The organism is Pseudomonas rhizoryzae (assembly GCF_005250615.1).
Classification (GTDB): domain Bacteria; phylum Pseudomonadota; class Gammaproteobacteria; order Pseudomonadales; family Pseudomonadaceae; genus Chryseomonas; species Chryseomonas rhizoryzae.
On the sequence record NZ_SULM01000002.1, the window covers coordinates 341,461 to 362,939 of the forward strand.

A 21,479-nucleotide genomic window follows, 5' to 3' on the forward strand; every position below is an offset into this window, starting at 1 on the left:
AGAAAACCCGACTATGCCGCAATCGCTAGCGCCCCGCTTGCCCGACCTGGGAGCGGTAGCGCCGATCCCGGCACAATCAACCCTGGTGGTAGCGTGCCGACAGTTCGTGGACCGCCTCGATAAAGGCGCCCGCGTGGGCCGGATCCACCTCGGGGGTGATGCCGTGGCCCAGGTTGAAGACATGGCCGCTGCCCTGGCCATAGCTTTCCAGGATGCGCCCGACCTCGGTGCGGATGGCCGCCGGCTTGGCGTAGAGCACGCTGGGGTCCATGTTGCCCTGCAGGGCGACTTTACCACCCACCCGCCGGCGGGCGTCGCCGATATCGCAGGTCCAGTCCAGGCCCAGGGCCTCGGCGCCGCTATCCGCCAGGCTTTCCAGCCAGAGCCCGCCGTTCTTGGTGAACAGAATGACCGGTACCCGGCGCCCCTCGTGCTCGCGGATCAGGCCGGCGACGATCTTGCGCATGTAAGCCAGGGAGAACTCCTGGTAGGCCGCCGCCGAGAGATTGCCGCCCCAGGTATCGAAGATCTGCACCGCCTGGGCGCCGGCGCGGATCTGGCCGTTGAGGTAGGCGGTGACTGCCTGGGCCAGCTTGTCCAGCAGCAGGTGCAGGGCCTCGGGGGTGTCGTAGAGCATGGCCTTGGCCTTGCGGAAATCCTTGCTGGAGCCGCCTTCGATCATGTAGGTCGCCAGGGTCCAGGGGCTGCCGGAAAAGCCGATCAAGGGCACCCGGCCGTCGAGCGCGGCGCGGATGGTGCGCACGGCATCCATCACGTAGCCCAGATCCTTTTCGGCATCGGGAATCGGCAGCGCTTCGATGTCGGCCGGGGTGTCGATCACCTTGCGAAAGCGCGGCCCTTCGCCGGTCTCGAAGTAGAGGCCCTGGCCCATGGCATCGGGAATGGTGAGGATGTCGGAGAAAAGAATGGCCGCATCCAGCGGATAGCGCTCCAGCGGCTGCAAAGTCACCTCGCAGGCGAACTGCGGGTTCTTGCACAGGCTCATGAAGTCACCGGCGCGAGCCCGGCTGGCGCGGTACTCCGGCAGGTAACGCCCGGCCTGGCGCATCATCCACACCGGGGTGACATCCACCGGCTGCTTGAGCAGGGCACGCAGGAAACGGTCGTTCTTCAGGGCAGTCATGGCGACATCCGGCAGCAAAAGTGCCGGCATTGTCGCAAAGCGGCTGGCAAAAGGCACGGCGCCGGGGCGTGCCTTTTGTCTATCGCGGCGATCGGCTTACCAGCTCTTGTAGGGCAGGAACTTGCCGTTGAGGACGATCTGCACCCGGTCGCCCTTGGGATCGGCCACCCGCGAGATGTCCATGCTGAAGTCGATGGCGCTCATGATGCCGTCGCCGAATTCTTCGTGGATCAGGGTTTTGATGGTATCGCCGTAGACGTTGATCATCTCGTAGAAGCGATAGATCAGCGGATCGGTCGGCACGGCCTTGTCCCAGTGCTTGTGCGGAAAGGCTTGCAGGGCCTGGGAGACCTCGGCCGGCAACTCCAGTACCTGGCACAGGCGCTCCGCCACCTCGGGCGCCATGCTGTTCATGCCCAGGCAGGCGGAGGTGGTCCAGACCGGCGACATTTCCAGGCTGGCGGCGATCGCGGCCCAGCTCAGGCCGAGGCGCTGCTTGGCGGCGAGAATGGCGGCGGTCATTTCGGGCTTGTTCATGGCGGTACCTCGGAAGAGAGAGCCAGGATCTTTGCAGACCCTGTGCCAGCGGCGGCGAAGGCTCTGGCACAGGCTTCGCCGCGGCCATTGCGCCTTTCACTGCACCACAAGGCAGCCTCGCCCCTGAATGACGCCCAAGAAAAAAGCCGACCGGCTTGGCACCGGTCGGCTCTTGTCCACTCAGGACGGCTTAGACGCCCAGGTAGTCGAGGATACCCTCGGCGGCATTGCGGCCTTCGAAGATGGCGGTCACCACCAGGTCCGAACCGCGCACCATGTCGCCACCGGCGAAGATCTTCGGGTTGCTGGTCTGGTGCTTGAACTCGCTCATACCGGGCGCAACGACGCGGCCCTGGCTATCGAGGTCGATGCCGAACTGCTCGAACCAGGGCGCCGGGCTCGGACGGAAACCGAAGGCGATGACCACCGCCTCGGCCGGCAGGATCTCCTCGGAACCGGGAATCGGCTCAGGGCTGCGGCGGCCGCGGGCATCGGGCTCACCGAGTCGGGTTTCCACCACCTTGACGCCTTCCACCTTGTCTTCGCCGATGATGGCGATGGGCTGGCGGTTGAAGAGGAATTTCACCCCCTCTTCCTTGGCGTTCTTCACTTCCTTGCGCGAGCCCGGCATGTTCGCGGCGTCACGGCGGTAGGCGCAGGTCACGCTTTTGGCGCCCTGGCGAATGGAGGTGCGGTTGCAGTCCATGGCGGTGTCGCCGCCACCCAGGACCACTACGCGCTTGCCCTTCATGTCGACGAAGTCGGCCGCATCCTTCTCGAAGCCCAGGTTGCGGTTGACGTTGGCCACCAGGAAATCCAGGGCATCGTGCACGCCGGGCAGGTCTTCACCCGGGAAGCCGCCCTTCATGTAGGTGTAGGTGCCCATGCCGAGAAAGACCGCATCGAATTCCTCGAGCAGCTGGTCCATGGTCACGTCCTTGCCCACCTCGGTGTTGAGGCGGAATTCCACGCCCATGCCACCGAAGACTTCGCGCCGGCGGCTGAGCACGGTCTTTTCCAGCTTGAATTCGGGGATGCCGAAAGTCAGCAGACCGCCGATCTCGGGATGCTTGTCGAACACCACCGGGGTCACGCCGTTGCGCACCAGGATGTCGGCGCAACCCAGGCCGGCCGGGCCGGCACCGATCACGGCGACGCGCTTGCCGGTGGGCTTGACCTTGGACATGTCCGGGCGCCAGCCCATGGCGAAGGCGGTGTCGGTGATGTACTTCTCCACCGAGCCGATGGTCACCGCGCCGAAGCCGTCGTTGAGGGTGCAGGCACCCTCGCAGAGACGATCCTGAGGGCAGACCCGGCCACAGACCTCGGGCAGGGTGTTGGTCTGGTGCGACAATTCCGCCGCCGCCAGGATGTTGCCTTCGGACACCAGCTTGAGCCAGTTGGGAATGAAGTTGTGCACCGGGCACTTCCATTCGCAATAGGGGTTGCCACAGCCCAGGCAGCGGTGCGCCTGTTCGGCGGCCTGCTGCGGCTTGAAGGGATCGTGGATCTCGACGAATTCCTTCTTGCGCTGGCGCAGCAGCTTCTTCTTCGGATCCTTGCGACCGACCTCGATGAACTGGAAGTCGTTGTTCAGACGTTCAGCCATTTCCAAACCTCTTGAAGCGACGCCCCATCAGCTGGGCGCCACGAGCTAGCACGGTGAAACCGGCTCCCGCAGGAGCCGGCATCGAAGTCGTTATTCCGGACGGGCGCGGGTGCTGACCAGCAGCGATGCCAGGCTTGCGGCCTTGGGCTTCACCAGCCAGAACTTGCGCAGGTAGTCGTCCAGGTTCTCATGGAGATGGCTGCCCCAGGCACTGCCGGTCTCGCGCACGTATTCGGCCAGTACCCCTTCCAGGTGGCTACGGTAGGCCTCCATGGCCTCGCTGTTGATGCGCTGGATTTCCACCAGTTCGTGGTTGACCCGGTCGTAGAAACCGTTGTCCAGGTCCAGCACATAGGCGAAGCCGCCAGTCATGCCCGAGCCGAAGTTGTAGCCGGTCTTGCCCAGCACGCAGACGAAGCCGCCGGTCATGTACTCGCAGCAATGGTCGCCGGTGCCTTCCACTACGGTGTGGGCCCCGGAGTTGCGCACCCCGAACCGCTCACCGGCGGTGCCGGCGGCGAACAGTTTGCCACCGGTGGCGCCGTAGAGGCAGGTGTTGCCGATGATGGCCGACTCCTGGCTCTTGAAGCCCGCGCCCTGGGGCGGGGTGATGACCAGCTTGCCGCCGGTCATGCCCTTGCCCACGTAGTCGTTGGCATCGCCTTCCAGGTACAGATGGAGACCGCCAGCGTTCCAGACACCGAAGCTCTGGCCGGCGGTGCCCTTGAAGCGGAAGGTCAGCGGCGCCTTGACCATGCCCTGGTTGCCGTGGCGCCGGGCGATTTCGCCGGAAACGCGAGCCCCGATGGAGCGGTCGCAGTTGCCGATGCTCAGGCTGAACTCACCGCCTTCGAGCTGTTCGATCCCCGGCAGCGCCAGCCGCACCATTTCCTCGGCCAGCAGGCCCTGGTCGAACGGCGGATTCTTCTCCACCTGGCAGAACTGCGGCTTCTCGGCCGGAATGAGGTCGCTGCCCAACAGCGGGGTCAGGTCCAGATGCTGCTGCTTGGCGGTCTCGCCCGGCAGGATTTCCAGCAGATCGGTACGGCCGATCAGCTCGCCCAGGCTGCGCACGCCCAGCTTGGCCAGCCACTCGCGGGTTTCCTCGGCGATGAAGGTGAAGAAATTCATCACCATTTCCACCGTGCCGATGAAGTGCTCCTTGCGCAGTCGGTCGTTCTGGGTGGCCACGCCGGTGGCGCAGTTGTTCAGGTGGCAGATGCGCAGGTACTTGCAGCCCAGGGCGATCATCGGCGCGGTGCCAAAGCCGAAGCTCTCGGCGCCGAGGATGGCCGCCTTGATCACGTCCAGGCCGGTCTTCAGGCCGCCGTCGGTCTGCACCCGCACCTTGCCGCGCAGGTCGTTGCCGCGCAGCGTCTGGTGCGCCTCGGCCAGGCCCAGCTCCCAGGGCGAGCCGGCATATTTGATGGAGGTGACCGGCGAAGCACCGGTACCGCCGTCGTAGCCGGAGATGGTGATGAGGTCGGCATAGGCCTTGGCCACACCGGCGGCCACGGTGCCCACGCCGGGCTCGGAGACCAGCTTGACCGACACCAGCGCCTTGGGGTTGACCTGCTTGAGGTCGAAGATCAACTGGGCAAGGTCTTCGATGGAGTAAATGTCGTGGTGCGGCGGCGGCGAGATCAGGGTCACGCCGGGCACAGCGTAGCGCAGCTTGGCGATCAGGCCGTTGACCTTGCCGCCGGGCAGCTGACCGCCCTCGCCAGGCTTGGCGCCCTGGGCCACCTTGATCTGCAGCACTTCGGCGTTGACCAGGTACTCGGGGGTGACGCCGAAGCGGCCGGTGGCCACCTGCTTGATCTTGGAACTCTTGACGGTGCCATAGCGCGCCGGGTCTTCGCCGCCCTCACCGGAGTTGGAGCGACCGCCCAGGCGGTTCATGGCCTCGGCCAGGGCCTCGTGGGCCTCCGGCGACAGGGCACCCAGGGAGATGCCGGCGGCATCGAAGCGGGTGAAGATGTTGGCCAGCGGCTCGACCTCTTCCAGCGCCAGGGGCTGGTCGCTGGTCTTGACCTTGAGCAGGTCGCGGATCATGGCCACCGGGCGCTGGTCCACCAGCGCGGTGTATTCGCGGAACTTGGCGTAGTCGCCCTGTTGCACGGCCGCCTGCAGCAGATTGACCACGTCCGGGTTGTAGGCGTGGTACTCGCCGCCATAGACGAACTTGAGCAGGCCACCCGGCTGGATCGGCTTGCGGTTGTTCCAGGCTTCGCCAGCCAGGAGCTTCTGCTCGGCCTCCAGATCGACGAAGCGCGCACCCTTGATGCGGCTGGTGACGCCAGGGAAGCAGAGGTCGGTAACCTCGTCCGCCAGGCCCACGGCCTCGAACAGCTGGGCGCCGCGGTAGGATGCGACGGTGGAGATGCCCATCTTGGAGATCACCTTGAGCAGGCCCTTGGTGATGCCCTTGCGGTAGTACTTGAACACCTCGTAGAGGTCACCCAGCACCTCGCCGGTGCGGATCAGGTCGCCCAGCACCTCGTAGGCCAGGAACGGATAGACCGCGGTGGCACCGAAGCCCAGCAGCACGGCGAAGTGGTGCGGGTCACGGGCAGTGGCGGTCTCCACCAGGATGTTGCTGCTGGTGCGCAGGCCCAGGTTGACCAGGTGGTGATGCACGGCGCCGGTGGCCAGCACCGCATGCACCGGCAGCTTGCCCGGCTCGATATGGCGGTCGGTCAGCACCAGCAGCACCTTGCCGGCGCGCACGGCTTCCTCGGCCTGCTCGACGATGTTGCGCAGCGCCGCCTCGAGACCCATGGACTCGGGGTAGTTGAGGTCGATCTTGACATGCTCGAAGCCGGGCTTGGGCATGTTGAGGATGGTCCGCCACTTGGCCGGCGAGATCACCGGGCTACTCAGGATGGCGCGATCGGCGTGCTCGGCGGTTTCCTCGAAGACGTTGCGCTCGGCACCCAGGCAGGTCTCCAGGGACATGACGATGGACTCGCGCAGCGGGTCGATCGGCGGGTTGGTGACCTGGGCGAATTGCTGGCGGAAGTAGTCATAGGGCGAACGGATGCGCCGCGACAGCACCGCCATGGGCGTGTCGTCGCCCATGGAGCCGACGGCTTCCTGGCCCTGCTCGCCCAGCGGACGCAAGACCTGGTCACGCTCTTCGAAGGTGACCTGGAACATCTTCATGTACTGACGCAGCTGATCCTGGTCGTAGAAGGCCGAACCGTGATCGTTGTCGTCCAGGGTCGCCTGGATGCGCATGGCGTTCTTGCGCAGCCACTGCTTGTAGGGATGGCGCGCCTTGAGGCGGTTATCGATGTCGTCGGTCTGCAAGACCTCGCCGGTCTCGGTGTCCACCGCGAGGATCTGGCCCGGGCCGACCCGGCCCTTGGCGATGACGTCGTCGGGCTGGTAGTTCCAGACGCCGACTTCCGAAGCCAGGGTGATGTAGCCGTTCTTGGTGGTCACCCAGCGCGCCGGCCGCAGGCCATTGCGGTCGAGCAGGCAGACGGCGTAGCGACCTTCGGTCAGCACCACGCCGGCCGGGCCGTCCCACGGCTCCATGTGCATGGAGTTGAATTCGTAGAAGGCGCGCAGATCGGCGTCCATGGTCTCGACGTTCTGCCAGGCCGGCGGAATGATCATGCGCACGGCGCGGAACAGGTCCATGCCACCGGTCACCAGCAGTTCCAGCATGTTGTCCATGCTGGAGGAATCGGAACCGACCCGGTTGACCAGCGGACCGAGCTGGTCGAGGTCCGGGATCAGTTCGTTGACGAACTTGGTCCGCCGCGCCTGGGCCCAGTTGCGGTTGCCGGTGATGGTGTTGATCTCGCCGTTGTGGGCGAGATAGCGGAAGGGCTGCGCCAGCGGCCACTTCGGCAGGGTGTTGGTGGAGAAGCGCTGGTGGAACACGCAGATGGCGGTGGCCAGGCGCGGATCGCCGAGGTCCGGATAGAAGGCGGCGAGATCCGCCGGCATCATCAGGCCTTTATAGACGATGACCCGGGACGACAGGCTGCAGATGTAGTGCTCGGCGTCGTCGGCATTGCGCACCGAGGAGCGGCGGCGTGCGGAGAACAGCTTGACGGCGAATTGCTGGTCATCGAGGCCGGGACCGGCGACGAACACCTGCTCGATGCGCGGCAGGCGCGCCAGGGCCAGCTCACCCAGCACGGAAGTATCGATGGGCACCTGGCGCCAGCCGACCAGAGTCAGGCCGGCGGCCTCGATCTCCAGGTTCATATTGGCGCGAGCCTGCTCGGCGCGGGCTTCGTCCTGGTTGAAGAACACCACACCGGCAGCGTACTGCTCGGGCAGCTCGGCGCCGAACTGCTCCTGGGCGATGGCCCGCAGGAAGGCATCCGGTTTCTGCATGAGCAGACCGCAACCGTCGCCGGTCTTGCCGTCGGCGTTGATACCGCCCCGGTGGGTCATGCAGGTCAGGGCTTCGATGGCCGTTTCCAGCAGGTCATGGCTGGGCTCGCCCTGCATATGGGCGATCAGGCCGAAGCCGCAGTTGTCCTTGAAGCTATCGGGATTGAACAGGCCTGCTTTCATAGCGCTCTCACCGGCAATCAGGTTATTGCGAAGGCATCACAAAACTGTACGTTTATTTGAACTTTTTTCGGACAGTCAAAGGCTGACCAGTGTATCGAAAAAATCGTTTGCGACAAATACCGATGACACCTGATGAAAATTCGATGACGCAAAACAGAAAGCCCCGGCGTCACTCTCGTGATAGCACCAGGGCTTTCTTTTCCTGCCAGACAACAATCAGCGGCTGGTAGCTATGTCCTGCTGGATGCTGGCGAAGGTCCGCGGCCAGGGCTTGCTGGCCTGTACCTTGGCCGGTAGTCGCTTCGCCGCCGCCTCGGCCGCCGCGCGGCTGGCGAAGTCGCCGTAGGTCACCACATACAGGGGTTTGCCCTGGTGGATCTTCTTGAAGTAATGGAACTCGCCACTGTCGGACTGGGCGGCGATGAAGGCTTGAGCGGCCTTCTCGGTGCTGGTCCCCACCACCTGCAACGCATACTTGCTACCGGACTGGGTACCGTACCAGCCGGAACCCCCAGCAGCATGAGTGGGGGCTGCAGCCGGCGCCGGCTTGGCCGGAACCGGAGCCGGCGTCGCAGCGGGCGCGGTATGCCGGGTGGCGGGTGCCGCGACGGCAGGTGCGCTGGGCGCCGGCGCCCGGGACGGCGTGCGGCTGGGCAGTTCGTCTTCGTCACTGATGGGTGGCGCCTCGGACGTGACGGTCGGTGGCACACCGCCTGCGCCGGCATCATTACCCGTAGCCGTACCGGCCTGACGTCCACCCGCCGCTTCGGCGAGCGGTTCGCGGATCACCGGTTGCGACTCCCCTACCAACGGCAAGGGCAACGGCTTGGAAGAACCATCGAACTGAATAGGGGCGCTCTGGGCATCCTTGCCGGCGGCCGCGGTGTTCTGACCACTCATGGGTAGATCCTGACCACTGGCGGTGGTGGCCGGCGCTTCGCTCTTGCCGCCCTTGAGCGACAGGGCGGCAGCACCTACGGCCAGCACCACGACGCCGAGGATGACCAGGTGCTTGCGCGGCAGGGCCGCCAGCAGATTGCGCGAGGCTTTCGCCGGAGCGGCCGCCTTCTTGCGGCGGGCGCTCATACCCGCCACCAGCACGTCGCGCGCCTCTTCGTTGAGACGGCCGGGCCAACCTTCGGAGCGCTCATGAATGGTCGCGAGCTGCTCGTCGGTGAAAATCTCCAAGCCCTGACCGGCACCTTCCAGACGCTGGGCCAGATACTCCTCGGCCTCGCTTTCGCTGTAGGGCAGCAATTCGATGGCGTGGTAGCGCTCTTCGCCCTGGGCGATGTCTTCGAGGCGCATGACCACTTCCGCCTCGCCGAACAGGAAGACGTGCAGGCGCTCCCGCTCGGCGCCACCGGCCAATTCCAGCAGGGCTTCCAGGGCAGGAGTCGCCAACGCCTCGGCGTCATCGACCAGGATGTAGACCTCCTGACCCGCCAGGCGTACTTCCGCCGCCTGCTCGAGGATGGCGGCGGGCGTCTGGCTGCTCGCCCCTACGCCCTTGGCGACTTGCGCCAGCACGGTACGGGCATCGCCGCCGTTCTGCGCGGAAATCACCACACAGTGCACGGCTTCCTTCTTGGTACTGGCCGCCAGCGCCTGGCGCAGCAGCGTCTTGCCACTGCCCTCAGGGCCGGTGACCACCAGCAGCAGCTGACTGTAACGCGCTAGGTGATGCAACTGGCCCAGTACCGGCTTGCGTTGCGCCGGGAAGAACTTGAAGCCGGGAACGCGCGGGGCGAAGGGATCGTGGGTGAACTGATAGTGGCCGAGAAAGGCTTCGTCGGCGTGCAGATTGGACATGAGACTCTCTTGCTCTCCTTACTGGGCGATCAGCGCTTGGTAATCGGTACGCAGCGTCTGCTCGAGAATGTCGCGGGCGAAGTCGGCGGTGACCACGGCCTGGCCCAGGTCACTGAGCAATACCAGCCGGAGTTGTCCGTCCAGGACCTTCTTGTCCACCGCCATGAGGCGCTCGAAATCGGCCGGCAGCATATCCGCCGGCGGCACCACGGGCAGCTTGGCCCGCACCAATAGCCGTATCGCGCGATCACGCTGCTCCAGGCTCAGCCAGCCAAGCAGCAGGGACATCTGCAGCGCCATCACCATTCCGGCGGAAACGGCTTCGCCGTGCAGCCAGACGCCATAACCCTGGTGGGTCTCGATGGCATGGCCGAAGGTATGGCCCAGATTGAGGATGGCGCGCAACCCAGACTCCCGCTCGTCGCTGCCCACCACCTGGGCCTTGGCCGCGCAGGAGCGTTCGATTGCCTCGGTGAGCGCCGCCTGATCCAGCGCCAGCAGTGCCTCGACGTGCTCCTCGAGCCAGCCGAGGAAGGGCTCGTCACAGATCAAGCCGTATTTGATGACTTCGGCCAGCCCGGCCGACAACTCACGGGGCGGCAAGCTGGCGAGGCTGTCGGTATCTATCACCACGGCCTGCGGTTGGTAGAAGGCACCGATCATGTTCTTGCCGAGGGGATGGTTGATGCCCGTCTTGCCACCGACCGAGGAATCCACCTGGGACAGCAGCGTGGTCGGCACCTGGATGAAATCCACCCCGCGCTGATAACAGGCCGCGGCAAAACCACCCATGTCGCCGATCACCCCGCCGCCCAAGGCGATGAGGGTGGTCTTGCGATCATGACGATCCTGCAGCAGCCCGTCGAAGATCAGTTGCAGGGTTTCCCAATTCTTGTGCGCCTCGCCATCGGGCAGCACGATGGTGCTGATGAACCGCTCGCCCAGTGTCTTGATCAGACGCTCCAGATAAAGCGGCGCGATGGTTTCGTTGGTGACGATGGCCACCTTGCGCCCGGCGAGATGGGGCAGGAAGCATTCCGGCCGATCCAGAAGGCCTTGACCTATATAGATAGGGTAGCTGCGCTCACCGAGCTCGACGTGAAGAGTCCGCATGCCGTCACCTTGATTCAAAGGGCGCCTAGCATAGCGCAGAACGCCAAAGGCTTTAATGCGGCGCCAGGGCTTTCAGACGGTCGAGTATCTGCAACACCACCAGCCGCGGTGGCCGCTCGTCGGTTTCGACGATGATGTCGGCGATCTCGCGATACAGGGGATCACGCATCGCCATGAGCGTGCGCAGCACCGCGGCCGGATCGGCCGTTTGCAACAGTGGCCGATTGCGATCCCGGGCGGTCCGTTCGATCTGCTGCTCGATGGAGGCATGCAGATAGATGACCCGTCCGCCGCGCTTGAGCGCCTGGCGATTGTCTTCGCGCAGCACAGCGCCGCCTCCGGTCGCCATGACCAGGCCGTTCTCGGCGCACAGCTCGGCTATCGCGGCGCGTTCACGCTCGCGAAAGCCTTGTTCGCCTTCCATATCGAAGATCCAGGGAATAGCAGCGCCGGTGCGTTCTTCGATTACCTTGTCGGAATCCTTGAACGGCAGCCGCAATTCCTTCGCCAGGAGCCGACCGATGGTGCTCTTGCCCGAGCCCATCGGTCCTACGAGAAACAGATTACGCACTTATGTCATCGACCAACCGCTATCGCCTGGTTGTTCATGATACGCGGCGTGAGGAAGATCAGCAGCTCGACTTTGCTGTCGGTGACCGAATCGCGGCGGAATAGCCGGCCGACATAGGGAATATCGCCCAGCATCGGCACCTTGGTGGTGGACTTGGTCTGGGTGTTGGAGAACACCCCACCGAGCACGATGGTCTCGCCATCGCTCACCAGCACCTTGGCATTGACCTCGTTCTTGCTGATCGGCGGTACGCCATTCAGGGCGTTCTGGTAATCCGGCGCATCCTTGTTGACCTTGACCTCCATGATGATGCGGTTATCGGGCGTGATCTGCGGCGTAACTTCCAGCGACAGCGCCGCCTGCTTGAAGCTGGTGCTGGTGGCGCCACTGGAGCTGGCTTCCTGGTAGGGAATCTCGGTACCGCGCAGGATCTTGGCGGTCTCCTTGTCCGAGGTGACGACCTTGGGCTGGGAGATGATCTCGCCGTTGCCGCTGGACTGCAGCGCAGACAGCTGCAGGTCGAGCATATTGCCGCCGGCCATGAAGCCGATACCGATGCCCGACGTACTGCCGGAGACACCCATGTCGACGAAGGGCGTGGGCGCAAGGCCGCTGGCGGCGGTAAAGTTACCGATGGTGCTGGTTCCGGGCAGGAAAGCTTGGTTAGTGGTGCTATCCACAGTCGTCGCGCCGTCCTTGCCATAGACCGAAAAATTGCCCTGGCGAGTAGCGCCACCCCAGCGCACCCCCAACTGCTTGCTGTAGTCGACGTTGGCTTCCACCAGACGCGCCTCGATCATCACCTGGCGCACCGGGATATCCAGTTGCGAGACGATACGGCGCAGCTCGTCCAGGCGATTCTGGGTCTGGTAGGCGATGATGCTGTTGGTCCGCTCGTCCACCGAGATGGACCCGCGCTCGTCGGCGGTCTTGTCGGCACTGGTCACCGACTGGAACAGCTTGGCGATGTCGGCGGCCTTGGCGTAGTTGACCTGGATCAGGTCACGCCGCAGCGGGGCCAGTTGCTGGATCTGCTTTTGCGACTCCAGTTCCTGACGTTCGCGGGCGGCGATCTCGTCGGCCGGTGCCACCAGCAGCACGTTGCCGATCTGACGCTTGTCGAGGCCCTTGGTCTTGAGGATGAGATCCAGCGCCTGGTCCCAGGGTACGTTCTGCAGGCGCAGGGTGATGTTGCCCTGTACGGTGTCGCTCGCCACCAGATTGAGGTTGGTGAAATCGGCGATCAGCTGCAGTACCGAGCGGACATCGATGTCCTGGAAGTTCAGCGACAGCTTCTCACCGGTATAGGTGAAGCGATCGGCCGCGCGCTTTTCCTTCTCTTCGGTGGTGAGCGGCTTGACGCTCAAGGTCAGCCGATTGTTGGTCTGGTAGGCCAGATAGTCGTAGGTACCGGTCGGCTCGATGACGATGGTCGCACCGCCGTTGTCGGCCGAGGCATTGACGAACTGCACCGGCGTGGCGAAGTCCTTGACGTCCAGCCGTACGCGCAGCTCTTCGGGCAGTTGGGTACCGGCGAAGGCCAGGCGGATCTTGCCGCCCAGCTCCTGGATATCGGGGTTGATGCCGGTCTCACTCAGGTCGATGACCACGTTGCCCTCGCCCTGGGGACCACGCTGGAAGTCGATGTGACGGATCGCCTTGCCGCGCAATGGGGGACGGCTTGCGGTCATGGCTGCCACGGTCGAGGCGGCCGGGGTAGGTGGCAGAGCCGTCCGCGCCGTGTTACCGGACATGACGTTCGTCGCACTCACGGTAGCGGGCGCGGGGGAACGCGGTAGATCCGGAGTCAGGTTGGCCTGGGCACTGGTCACCTGGCGCGCCACTGCCCCACCGATGGTGACGAAAAGGTTGCGCCCGTCGACACGGGTGCTGTAATCGGCCAGGGAGGTGAGATTGATGATCAGCCTGGTCCGATTGCCCGCCTCGACCACCGTCACGCTACGAGCATTGCCATTGCCCAGCTCGCGACTCTTGGTGCCCAGCTTGTTGGCCACTCCAGGCAGGTCCAGCGCGATCCGCGCCGGCTGCTCGATGGTATAGCCCTTGGGCGCAGCGACCGGCTGATCGAAGGTCAGCTTGAGTTCGACGCGATCGCCAGGCAGGGAGGCGACGTTCAAAGATTGCAGATCCGCGGCCATGGCCTGGCCGGCCAGACTGCTCAGCAGCATGGCCACACCCAGCCCCAGTCGCGCGATAGTAGTGTTCACAGTGCTCGCCCTGCCCATTAAGTCTTTTCCTTCAAGGTGATGGTGCGCGGCCGCTCCAGCCAGCCACCCTCGCCATCCGGGACGATTTCGATCACGTCGATCTCGCCGTCGGTGATCTTGGTAATGCGTCCGTCGTTACGCCCCAGGTAATCCCCCACCTTGACGCGATGCACGCCGCCCGCGCCACTGACCAGCGCATAGCGCCCCTCGGCGTTGGCCAGGGTGCCGACCATGTTGAAGGTTTCGATATTGAAGCCTTCGAGAAACTGCTTGGGCCGATTCAAGTCCGGCTTGATATTGCCATTACCTCGCTGCCGCGCCGTGGGATCGATCCGCACCGGCGCCTGGAAGGGGCTACGCAGCGCAGCCGCAGCATAGGTAAAAGGCTCGTAGGCTCGAAACTGCGGCAGCGGTTCGATGGAGCCGCGCGGCTTGGCCCGGGTTTCGTCCATGAAGGCCTGCAGGTCGCTGGTATCACTGGAGCCACAACCGGCCAGCACGGTGGCCAGGAGGCACAGCAGCAGGGGCTTACTCATTTGCCGAGCCCCTTATCGTTGTAGCGGTAGGTCTTGGCCAGTACGTTCATGCGCAGCTTGCCACCGGCACCGGATACCAAGCCAGCGCCATTGCCTGTCTTGTCGTCCACCGGCTTGAGGTCGAAGTCGTGCAGGGTAACGATCCGCGGCAGACTGGAGACGCTGCTGACGAAGGTTGCCAGGTCATGGTAGGTACCCACCACGGTGATCTGGATCGGCAGCTCGACATAGAACTGCTGCGTCACCTCCGGCAGCAGCTTGATCTGTTCGAACTCCAGGCCACTGCCGAGCCCGGTGCGGGTGATGTCCTCGAGCAGCGCCGGCACCTCGGTATCGCCCGGCAATTGCCGCAACAGCGCACCGAAGGATTCTTCCATCTCTACCATCTGCTGCTTGTAGGCATCCAGATTAGCGGCCTGGAAGGCCTTGCTGGCGTATTGCTGCTTGAGGGTTTCTTCCTGGGCGCGTTGCGTCTCCAGCTGCGCCTGCATGTCGCTGAGATGGAACTGATAGCCGAGCAGCAGCACCACCAGCACGATCAGCAGGCAGGCGATGACCTTGACTGGTTTGGGCCAGGAGCCCAGGTTCTCGAGACTGAGCTCGTTGACATCGATCTTACGCAGACTGGCCAGGGAATCGGCGAGACTCATGGTTTGCCTCCCTTGGCGAGCGGCGCGGGCTCAGCCGCACCGGGCTGGGTCTGTTTGACGGTGAGCTGAAAGGTGTTGGCCTGATCCACGGCGCCAGCGGTAGTTGCCTTTACCTCGATGAGCGTAGGCGAAGTAAACCAATCCGAGGCATCCAGATTGCGCATCAGATTGGAGACCCGGTTGTTGGATTCCGCCTCGCCGCTGATCGACAGGGTATCGCCCCGCATCTTCACTTCCCGGAAATACACGCCATCCGGCAGCGTCCTTACCAGTTGATCGAACACATGACCGATGACCGGCCGGTTGGCCTGCAGGTCCTGGATGATCTTCATCCGCGCCAGCAGCTGTTGCCGCCGGGTCTTGAGTTCGCTGATTTCCTTGATGCGGACGTCCAGCTGGGCGATGTTCTGCTGGACGAAGGCGTTACGCGCCTCCTGGCGGGCAATTTCCCCGGACAGGTACTGGTCGCCCAGGAACACGGCGCCGCACGACAACGCGAAGACACCTCCCAGGATCACCAGGAACTGCTTGCGTCGTTCTTCGCGCAGCTGTTCCCGCCAGGGCAAGAGGTTGATGCGGGCCATCTAGTCGAAACTCCTCATGGCCAGGCCACAGGCGATCATCAACGCCGGGGCGTCGCCGGCCAGGGCCGCCGCATTGACCTTGCTGCTGACAGTCATGTCCGCGAAGGGATTGGCCAGGACCGTCGGGGTGCCGATTTTCTGTTGGATCAAACGGTCGAGTCCGGAAATTGACGCTGTACCTCCGGCAAGCAAGATGTAGTCCACATCGTTGTATTGCCCAGCGGCGAAAAAGAACTGCAGCGAACGGGCGACCTGCTGTACCACGGCCTCACGGAAGGGGCTCAGCACCTCGTTCTGGTAATCGTCCGGCAGACCGCCCTGCTTCTTGGCGAGCCCAGCCTCTTCCACCGAGAGGCCATAGCGACGCTGGATCTCTTCGGTGAGCTGACGCCCGCCGAACAGCTGCTCGCGGGTGTAGATGGTCCTGCCATTGTGCAGCACGCTCAGCGTGGTCATGGTGGCGCCGATGTCGACTACCGCCACGGTCAGATCATCCACGTGCCCGCCCAGCTGATTGGCGAGCAACTGATAGGCACGCTCCAGCGCATAGGCCTCGACATCGACTACCTTGGCCGAGACCCCGGCCAGGGCCAGGGCCGCCTCACGGACCTCGACGTTTTCCTTCCGGCAGGCGGCCAGCAGTACCTCGACGCGCTCGGCGTTACGTGGCGACGGGCCCTGCACCTCGAAATCGATGGCGACCTCGTCGAGGGGATAGGGAATGTATTGATCGGCCTCGAGCTTGATCTGGTTTTCCAGCTCGTCGTCGGACAGGCCGGCATCCATCTCGATGGTCTTGGCGATCACCGCCGAACCGGACACCGCCACGGCGGCGCTGCGCGCGGAAGTACGCGCCTTGACCAGCACCCGGCCGATGGCCAGCCCGACGCCCTCGAGCTCGGCGATGTTCTTCTCGACCACGGCATTGGCCGGCAGGGGCTCGACCGCATAGGCCTCCACGCGATAGCGCCCGCCTGCGCGGCTCAATTCGATGAGCTTCACCGATGTCGAACTGACGTCGATACCCAGCAGCGTATTCGCCTTCTTTCTGAATAGCCCTAGCACATCAGTTCCCTATGAACGACGGTGGTTTTCCGCGGACGGGCATTAGATAACAGACTTGACACCCGAGCAAATAGCGGCCAACCGCCAAACGCGCCTATAATGGCGACGCCGTGTAGGCTGACCGTCACCTGTCGCCTTTTCCCTCTTTCCATTCGAAAAGTCTCTTGATGCGTGTTCTGAAATTTTTCTGGTGGTCGTTGGTCGCCCTGATTTGCAGCCTGTTGCTGGGCCTGAGCGGCACCTTCCTCTACCTCAGCCCCAGCCTGCCCTCCATCGATGCCCTGCGTAACGTGCAACTGCAGATCCCTCTGCGGGTGTACAGCTCGGATGGCAAACTCATCGCTGAATTTGGCGAAATGCGCCGCTCGCCGCTGCGTTTCAACGAAATTCCGCCTGATTTCATCCATGCCCTGCTCTCCGCCGAGGACGACAACTTCGCCAATCACTATGGCGTGGATCTGAAAAGCCTGGCGCGCGCCCTGAGCCAGCTGGTCACCACCGGGCACATCCAGACCGGCGGCAGCACCATCACCATGCAGGTCGCCAAGAATTACTTCCTCACCAGCGAGCGCAGCTTCTCGCGCAAATTCACCGAGATCCTGCTCGCCCTGCAAATAGAGCGCCACCTGACCAAGGACGAGATCCTCGAGCTCTATGTCAACAAGATCTACCTGGGTAACCGGGCCTACGGCATCGAGGCCGCCGCCCAGGTGTACTACGGCAAGTCCATCAAGGACTTGAGCATAGCCCAGATGGCGATGATCGCCGGCCTGCCGAAGGCGCCCTCGCGCTACAACCCAGTGGCCAACCCCGAGCGCAGCCTGGAAAGACGCAACTGGATTCTCGAGCGCATGCTCAAGCTCGGCTATATCAACCAGGCGACCTACCAGGAGAGCGTCAAGGAGCCCCTGGAGGCCTACCACCACGTGGCCGTGCCGGAGCTCAACGCGCCCTACATCGCCGAAATGGCCCGTGCCGAGATGGTCGGCCGTTATGGCAGCGATGCCTATACCGACGGCTACCAGGTCTACACCACCGTCGACAGCCATCTGCAGACGGATGCCTTCGAGGCGGTGCGTGACGGCCTGACCGACTACGATCAGCGCCATGGCTATCGCGGCCCGGAAGCCCGCTTCCCCGGCCGCAGCCGCAGCGACTGGCTCGCCGAGCTGCAGAAGCAGCGCACCATCGGCGGCCAGGACCCGGCCATCGTCACCCAGGTGGAGAAGAGCGGCATCCTGGTCCTGACCCGCGATGGCAAGGAAGAAGCGGTGCCCTGGGACAGCATGAAGTGGGCCCGCCCCTACCTCAGCGCCAACAGCATGGGGCCGCGCCCCAACGGACCGGCGGACGTGGTCAAGGTCGGCGATCTGATCCGCGTCGAGCGCCAGGCCGACGGCAGCCTGAAGTTCTCGCAGATTCCCAAGGCCCAGAGCGCCCTGGTCTCCCTGGACCCGCAGGACGGCGCTATCCGCGCCCTGGTCGGCGGTTTCTCCTTCGAGCAGAGCAACTACAACCGTGCCACCCAGGCACGACGCCAGCCAGGCTCCAGCTTCAAGCCGTTCATCTACAGCGCGGCGCTGGACAAGGGCTTCACCGCCGCCAGCCTGGTCAATGACGCGCCCATCGTGTTCATGGACGAGAACCCGGACGAAGCCTGGCGACCGAAGAACGACAACAACACCTTCCTCGGCCCCATCAGCCTGCGCGAGGCGCTCTATCGTTCGCGTAACCTGGTGTCGATCCGGGTGCTGCAGGCCATCGGCATCGACTATGCGCTGGACTACGTCAGCCGCTTCGGCTTCGAGCGCGATCAGCTGCCACGCAATCTGTCGCTGGCCCTGGGCACCCCGGGCCTGACGCCCCTGGAAGTGGCTACCGGCTGGTCGGCGTTCGCCAACGAAGGCTACAAGATCACGCCCTATGTGGTGGATCACGTGGTCGACCGCGACGGCAAGGTGGTCTATCGCGCCAATCCGCCGCGGGTGCCGCAACAGCCCGAGGCCAAGTCCAACGCTGGTGTCGAGGTCTCCGCCGCGCCGACCACCGATGGCATCAATGCCGATCCGGCCAATCCCGCGCCAGTGTTCGCACCCCAGATCATCGACCCGCGCAATGCCTACATCATGAACAGCATGCTGCAGGACGTGATCAAGCGCGGCACCGGCCGCAAGGCACTGGAGCTGGGCCGGACCGATCTGGCCGGCAAGACCGGTACCACCAACGAATCCAAGGACACCTGGTTCTCCGGCTACAACGGCGACTACGTGACCACCGTCTGGGCCGGCTTCGACCAGCCGGAGACCCTAGGCCGCCAGGAATTCGGTGGCACCGTGGCCCTGCCGATCTGGATGAAGTACATGGGCGCTGCGCTCAAGGGCAAGCCGGCGCATCAGCTCAAGGAGCCGGACGGCATCGTCTCGGTACGGATCGATCCGGTCACCGGACGCGCCGCACCGCCCGGCACGCCGAACGCCTACTTCGAACTGTTCAAGAGCGAGGACACCCCGCCGAGTCTGGACGAACTGCCCCGTGGCACTGCCCCGGGCACGCCGTTGCCCTCGAGCGAGACGGCGCCGATGGATCTCTTCTGAGATTCTCGGCCCAATAAAAAACCCCGCCGCGGCGGGGTTTTTTATTGGGCATCGCCTTACTTGGCGAAGACGTCGTCTACCGACTTCAGCGGGTAGTTCGCCGGATAGGGCAGCGTGGCCACGCCGGTCTCGATGGCGGCCTTGGCCACGGCATCGGATACCAGGGTGATCAGGCGCGCGTCCATCGGCTTGGGAATGATGTACTCGCGTCCGAAGCTCAGGCTGTCGACCTTGTAGGCCTCGCAGACTTCCTTGGGTACCGGCAGCTTGGCCAGGTCACGCAGGGCCAGGGCGGCGGCGATCTTCATCTCCTCGTTGATGACCCGGGCGCGTACGTCCAGGGCACCACGGAAGATGAAGGGGAAGCCCAGCACGTTGTTCACCTGATTCGGATAGTCCGAACGACCGGTGGCCATGATCACGTCATCGCGGGTGGCGTGGGCCAGCTCGGGAGTGATTTCCGGATCCGGGTTGGAGCAGGCGAAGACGATGGGATTGGCCGCCATGCGCTTGAGGCCTTCGGCCGACAGCAGATTGGGGCCGGACAGACCGACGAAGACATCGGCGCCGTCGAGGGCATCGTCCAGGGTGCGCTTGCTGGTCTCGGTGGCGAAGGTCGCCTTGTACTGGTTCAGGTCGTTGCGGCCGCTGTGGACCACCCCCTGACGGTCGATCATGTAGATGTTCTCGACCTTGGCACCCATGCTGATCAGCAGGCGCATGCAGGATATGGCGGCAGCACCGGCACCCAGGCAGACGATCTTGGCTTCTTCCAGGCGCTTGCCGGCGATTTCCAGCGCGTTGAGCATGCCGGCGGCGGTGACGATGGCGGTGCCGTGCTGGTCATCGTGGAACACCGGAATGTCGCACTGTTCGATCAGGGCGCGTTCGATCTCGAAGCACTCGGGTGCCTTGATGTCTTCCAGGTTGATGCCGCCGAAGGTGATGGAGATGCGCTTGACGGTATCGATGAACGCCTGGGGGCTTTCGGCGTCGACCTCGATGTCGAAGACGTCCACACCGGCGAAGCGCTTGAACAGTACGCCCTTGCCTTCCATCACCGGCTTGGAGGCCAGCGGGCCGAGGTTACCCAGACCGAGAATAGCGGTGCCATCGGAGATCACGGCGACCAAGTTGCCCTTGCCGGTGTAGCGGTAGGCCAGCTCCGGATCGCGGCCGATCTCGCGGACCGGTTCGGCGACGCCGGGGCTGTAGGCCAGGGACAGGTCACGGGCGGTCGCGGTGGGCTTGGTCAGCTCGACGCTGAGTTTGCCGGGACGCGGCTGGGCGTGGTATTCGAGGGCAGCGGTTTTGAGATCAGACATTATTGGTATATCCGCGTGGTGTGGGTCTTGGGTCGGGCGAGAATACGCAAAGACTCAAGGTGCCACAAGCAATCACCCATATACCTGAAATCAATCGCAATACGACTTTCGGCTAAAACGATTCAACTCGCAAACCCAGCATGTGCGGGTCGCTCAGGGTCATCTGCCAGCGCGCTCTGCCCGCCTCTTTTCGCCTGCTGCGATCGGAAATCCAGCCCCGAGCCTCGACGTTGCGGCCGATCCACTGCCGGAGCGGCACCCCGTCGAAGGCGTCGGCGAAACGCTCCGGCACATTGACGACCAGATCGCCTTCGAACTGCAGCCAGAGCCCGCCGCGATTGCGCTCGACCTCCTGCAGACGACCTTGCACCACGGCGAAGCCACCTTCCTCGATACGCGTGGAGGCCTGGGTCGGATCCTGCTTCCAGACGCCGAGTCGACTCTTGCGCGCCTGGCGTTCCGCCGCAGCCTGACAGGCGGCGAGCCGGGTATTGGGCGCGATGGCGACGGCGTAACCGAGGCCCTCGGCGATCAACTGCGCTTCGAGATTGTGACCCTGGCGATCATAGAGATGCGCCAGGGTACGGCCGTAGTGGTCGGTCGCCTCGCTACCCGGCACCAGCCGCAGGCGCTCGTCGCTGGCCTCGACCAGGGCTTGCAGGCGTCGGCGCGCAGCCTCGGCATAGGGCTGGGCGGTACCACCGGACTTGCCCAGCTCAGGAGCATTGACCCCGATCAGGCGTACGGAGCGACCATCGACCAGGCGCAGGGTATCGCCGTCCACCACCTGCCGGACCTCGACCTCCTGTCCACCGGACAGCAAAGGGCACTCCGCGGCCGCCAGAGCCAAGGGCGCGGTTACCAGGGCCGAAACGAAAAAGGCGCCCCAGAGGGACGCCTTTTTCAGTGTCGAGCCATACGGAGATGGTCGACGGCAGCGCATTACTTGCTGCTGCCGAATACGCCGAAGCGCTGCTTGAAGCGGTCGATACGGCCGCCAGCGTCCAGGACCTTCTGCTTGCCGGTGTAGAACGGGTGGCATTCGGAGCAGACGTCCAGGTGAATGTTCTTGCTCAGGGTAGAGCGGGTCTTGATGACGTTGCCACAGCTGCAGGTAGCTTCGATGGCTTCGTACTGCGGATGGATATCAGCTTTCATGGGGCTATCCTCGG

At 64.1% G+C, this 21,479-nt stretch carries 16 protein-coding genes; 1 reads left to right on the top strand and 15 read right to left on the bottom strand.

Annotation, left to right across the window (positions count from 1 at the left end):
- Positions 1-76 precede the first annotated feature (76 nt).
- The 12 genes from hemE to FAZ11_RS04130 form a co-directional block, all read right to left on the bottom strand.
- Complete coding sequence (gene hemE, locus FAZ11_RS04075; RefSeq protein ID WP_058773825.1) at positions 77-1,144, bottom strand: uroporphyrinogen decarboxylase; 1,068 nt, start codon at positions 1,142-1,144, stop codon at positions 77-79.
- A 96-nt stretch (positions 1,145-1,240) separates the two neighbouring features.
- On the bottom strand, positions 1,241-1,681 hold the full coding sequence (gene cynS, locus FAZ11_RS04080) for a cyanase (RefSeq protein ID WP_058773824.1): 441 nt from the start codon (positions 1,679-1,681) through the stop codon (positions 1,241-1,243).
- 190 nt (positions 1,682-1,871) lie between these two features.
- Positions 1,872-3,290 (bottom strand): FAD-dependent oxidoreductase, encoded by a 1,419-nt coding sequence (locus tag FAZ11_RS04085; RefSeq protein ID WP_058762928.1) that lies wholly within the window; start codon positions 3,288-3,290, stop codon positions 1,872-1,874.
- A gap of 90 nt (positions 3,291-3,380) precedes the next feature.
- Positions 3,381-7,829: a glutamate synthase large subunit gene (gltB, locus tag FAZ11_RS04090; RefSeq protein ID WP_058773823.1), complete on the bottom strand. Its 4,449-nt coding sequence runs from the start codon at positions 7,827-7,829 to the stop codon at positions 3,381-3,383.
- 216 nt (positions 7,830-8,045) lie between these two features.
- The gene (locus FAZ11_RS04095) at positions 8,046-9,641 is read right to left on the bottom strand and encodes an AAA family ATPase (RefSeq protein WP_058773822.1); all 1,596 of its coding nucleotides are present in this window, start codon (positions 9,639-9,641) and stop codon (positions 8,046-8,048) included.
- An 18-nt stretch (positions 9,642-9,659) separates the two neighbouring features.
- Complete coding sequence (gene aroB, locus FAZ11_RS04100; protein ID WP_058762925.1) at positions 9,660-10,754, bottom strand: 3-dehydroquinate synthase; 1,095 nt, start codon at positions 10,752-10,754, stop codon at positions 9,660-9,662.
- Positions 10,755-10,806: 52 nt separating this feature from the next.
- Entirely contained in the window at positions 10,807-11,325 is a 519-nt protein-coding gene (aroK, locus tag FAZ11_RS04105) for a shikimate kinase AroK (protein WP_058762924.1), read from the bottom strand.
- Positions 11,326-11,330: 5 nt separating this feature from the next.
- Positions 11,331-13,571, bottom strand: coding sequence for a type IV pilus secretin PilQ (locus FAZ11_RS04110; RefSeq protein ID WP_081320060.1), 2,241 nt, complete (start codon positions 13,569-13,571; stop codon positions 11,331-11,333).
- Positions 13,571-14,089: a pilus assembly protein PilP gene (locus FAZ11_RS04115; protein ID WP_137279060.1), complete on the bottom strand. Its 519-nt coding sequence runs from the start codon at positions 14,087-14,089 to the stop codon at positions 13,571-13,573. Before FAZ11_RS04115 ends, FAZ11_RS04110 begins: the two co-directional genes overlap by 1 nt.
- Positions 14,086-14,739, bottom strand: coding sequence for a type 4a pilus biogenesis protein PilO (pilO, locus tag FAZ11_RS04120; RefSeq protein ID WP_058766202.1), 654 nt, complete (start codon positions 14,737-14,739; stop codon positions 14,086-14,088). The genes FAZ11_RS04115 and pilO overlap by 4 nt, the downstream gene beginning before the upstream one ends.
- Complete coding sequence (locus FAZ11_RS04125; RefSeq protein ID WP_058773821.1) at positions 14,736-15,323, bottom strand: PilN domain-containing protein; 588 nt, start codon at positions 15,321-15,323, stop codon at positions 14,736-14,738. Before FAZ11_RS04125 ends, pilO begins: the two co-directional genes overlap by 4 nt.
- Complete coding sequence (locus FAZ11_RS04130) at positions 15,324-16,388, bottom strand: pilus assembly protein PilM (RefSeq protein ID WP_058762921.1); 1,065 nt, start codon at positions 16,386-16,388, stop codon at positions 15,324-15,326.
- A gap of 167 nt (positions 16,389-16,555) precedes the next feature.
- Between FAZ11_RS04130 and FAZ11_RS04135 the strand changes: the two genes are divergently transcribed.
- Positions 16,556-18,982, top strand: coding sequence for a penicillin-binding protein 1A (locus FAZ11_RS04135; RefSeq protein ID WP_058773820.1), 2,427 nt, complete (start codon positions 16,556-16,558; stop codon positions 18,980-18,982).
- A 56-nt stretch (positions 18,983-19,038) separates the two neighbouring features.
- On the opposite strand, the gene FAZ11_RS04140 is transcribed toward FAZ11_RS04135, so the two are convergent.
- The 3 genes from FAZ11_RS04140 to rpmE form a co-directional block, all read right to left on the bottom strand.
- The gene (locus FAZ11_RS04140) at positions 19,039-20,307 is read right to left on the bottom strand and encodes a malic enzyme-like NAD(P)-binding protein (protein ID WP_058766205.1); all 1,269 of its coding nucleotides are present in this window, start codon (positions 20,305-20,307) and stop codon (positions 19,039-19,041) included.
- Between the two features lie 112 nt (positions 20,308-20,419).
- Entirely contained in the window at positions 20,420-21,250 is an 831-nt protein-coding gene (locus FAZ11_RS04145; RefSeq protein WP_058773819.1) for a thermonuclease family protein, read from the bottom strand.
- The gene (rpmE, locus tag FAZ11_RS04150) at positions 21,250-21,465 is read right to left on the bottom strand and encodes a 50S ribosomal protein L31 (protein WP_058764925.1); all 216 of its coding nucleotides are present in this window, start codon (positions 21,463-21,465) and stop codon (positions 21,250-21,252) included. The genes FAZ11_RS04145 and rpmE overlap by 1 nt, the downstream gene beginning before the upstream one ends.
- Between the last annotated feature and the right edge of the window lie 14 nt (positions 21,466-21,479).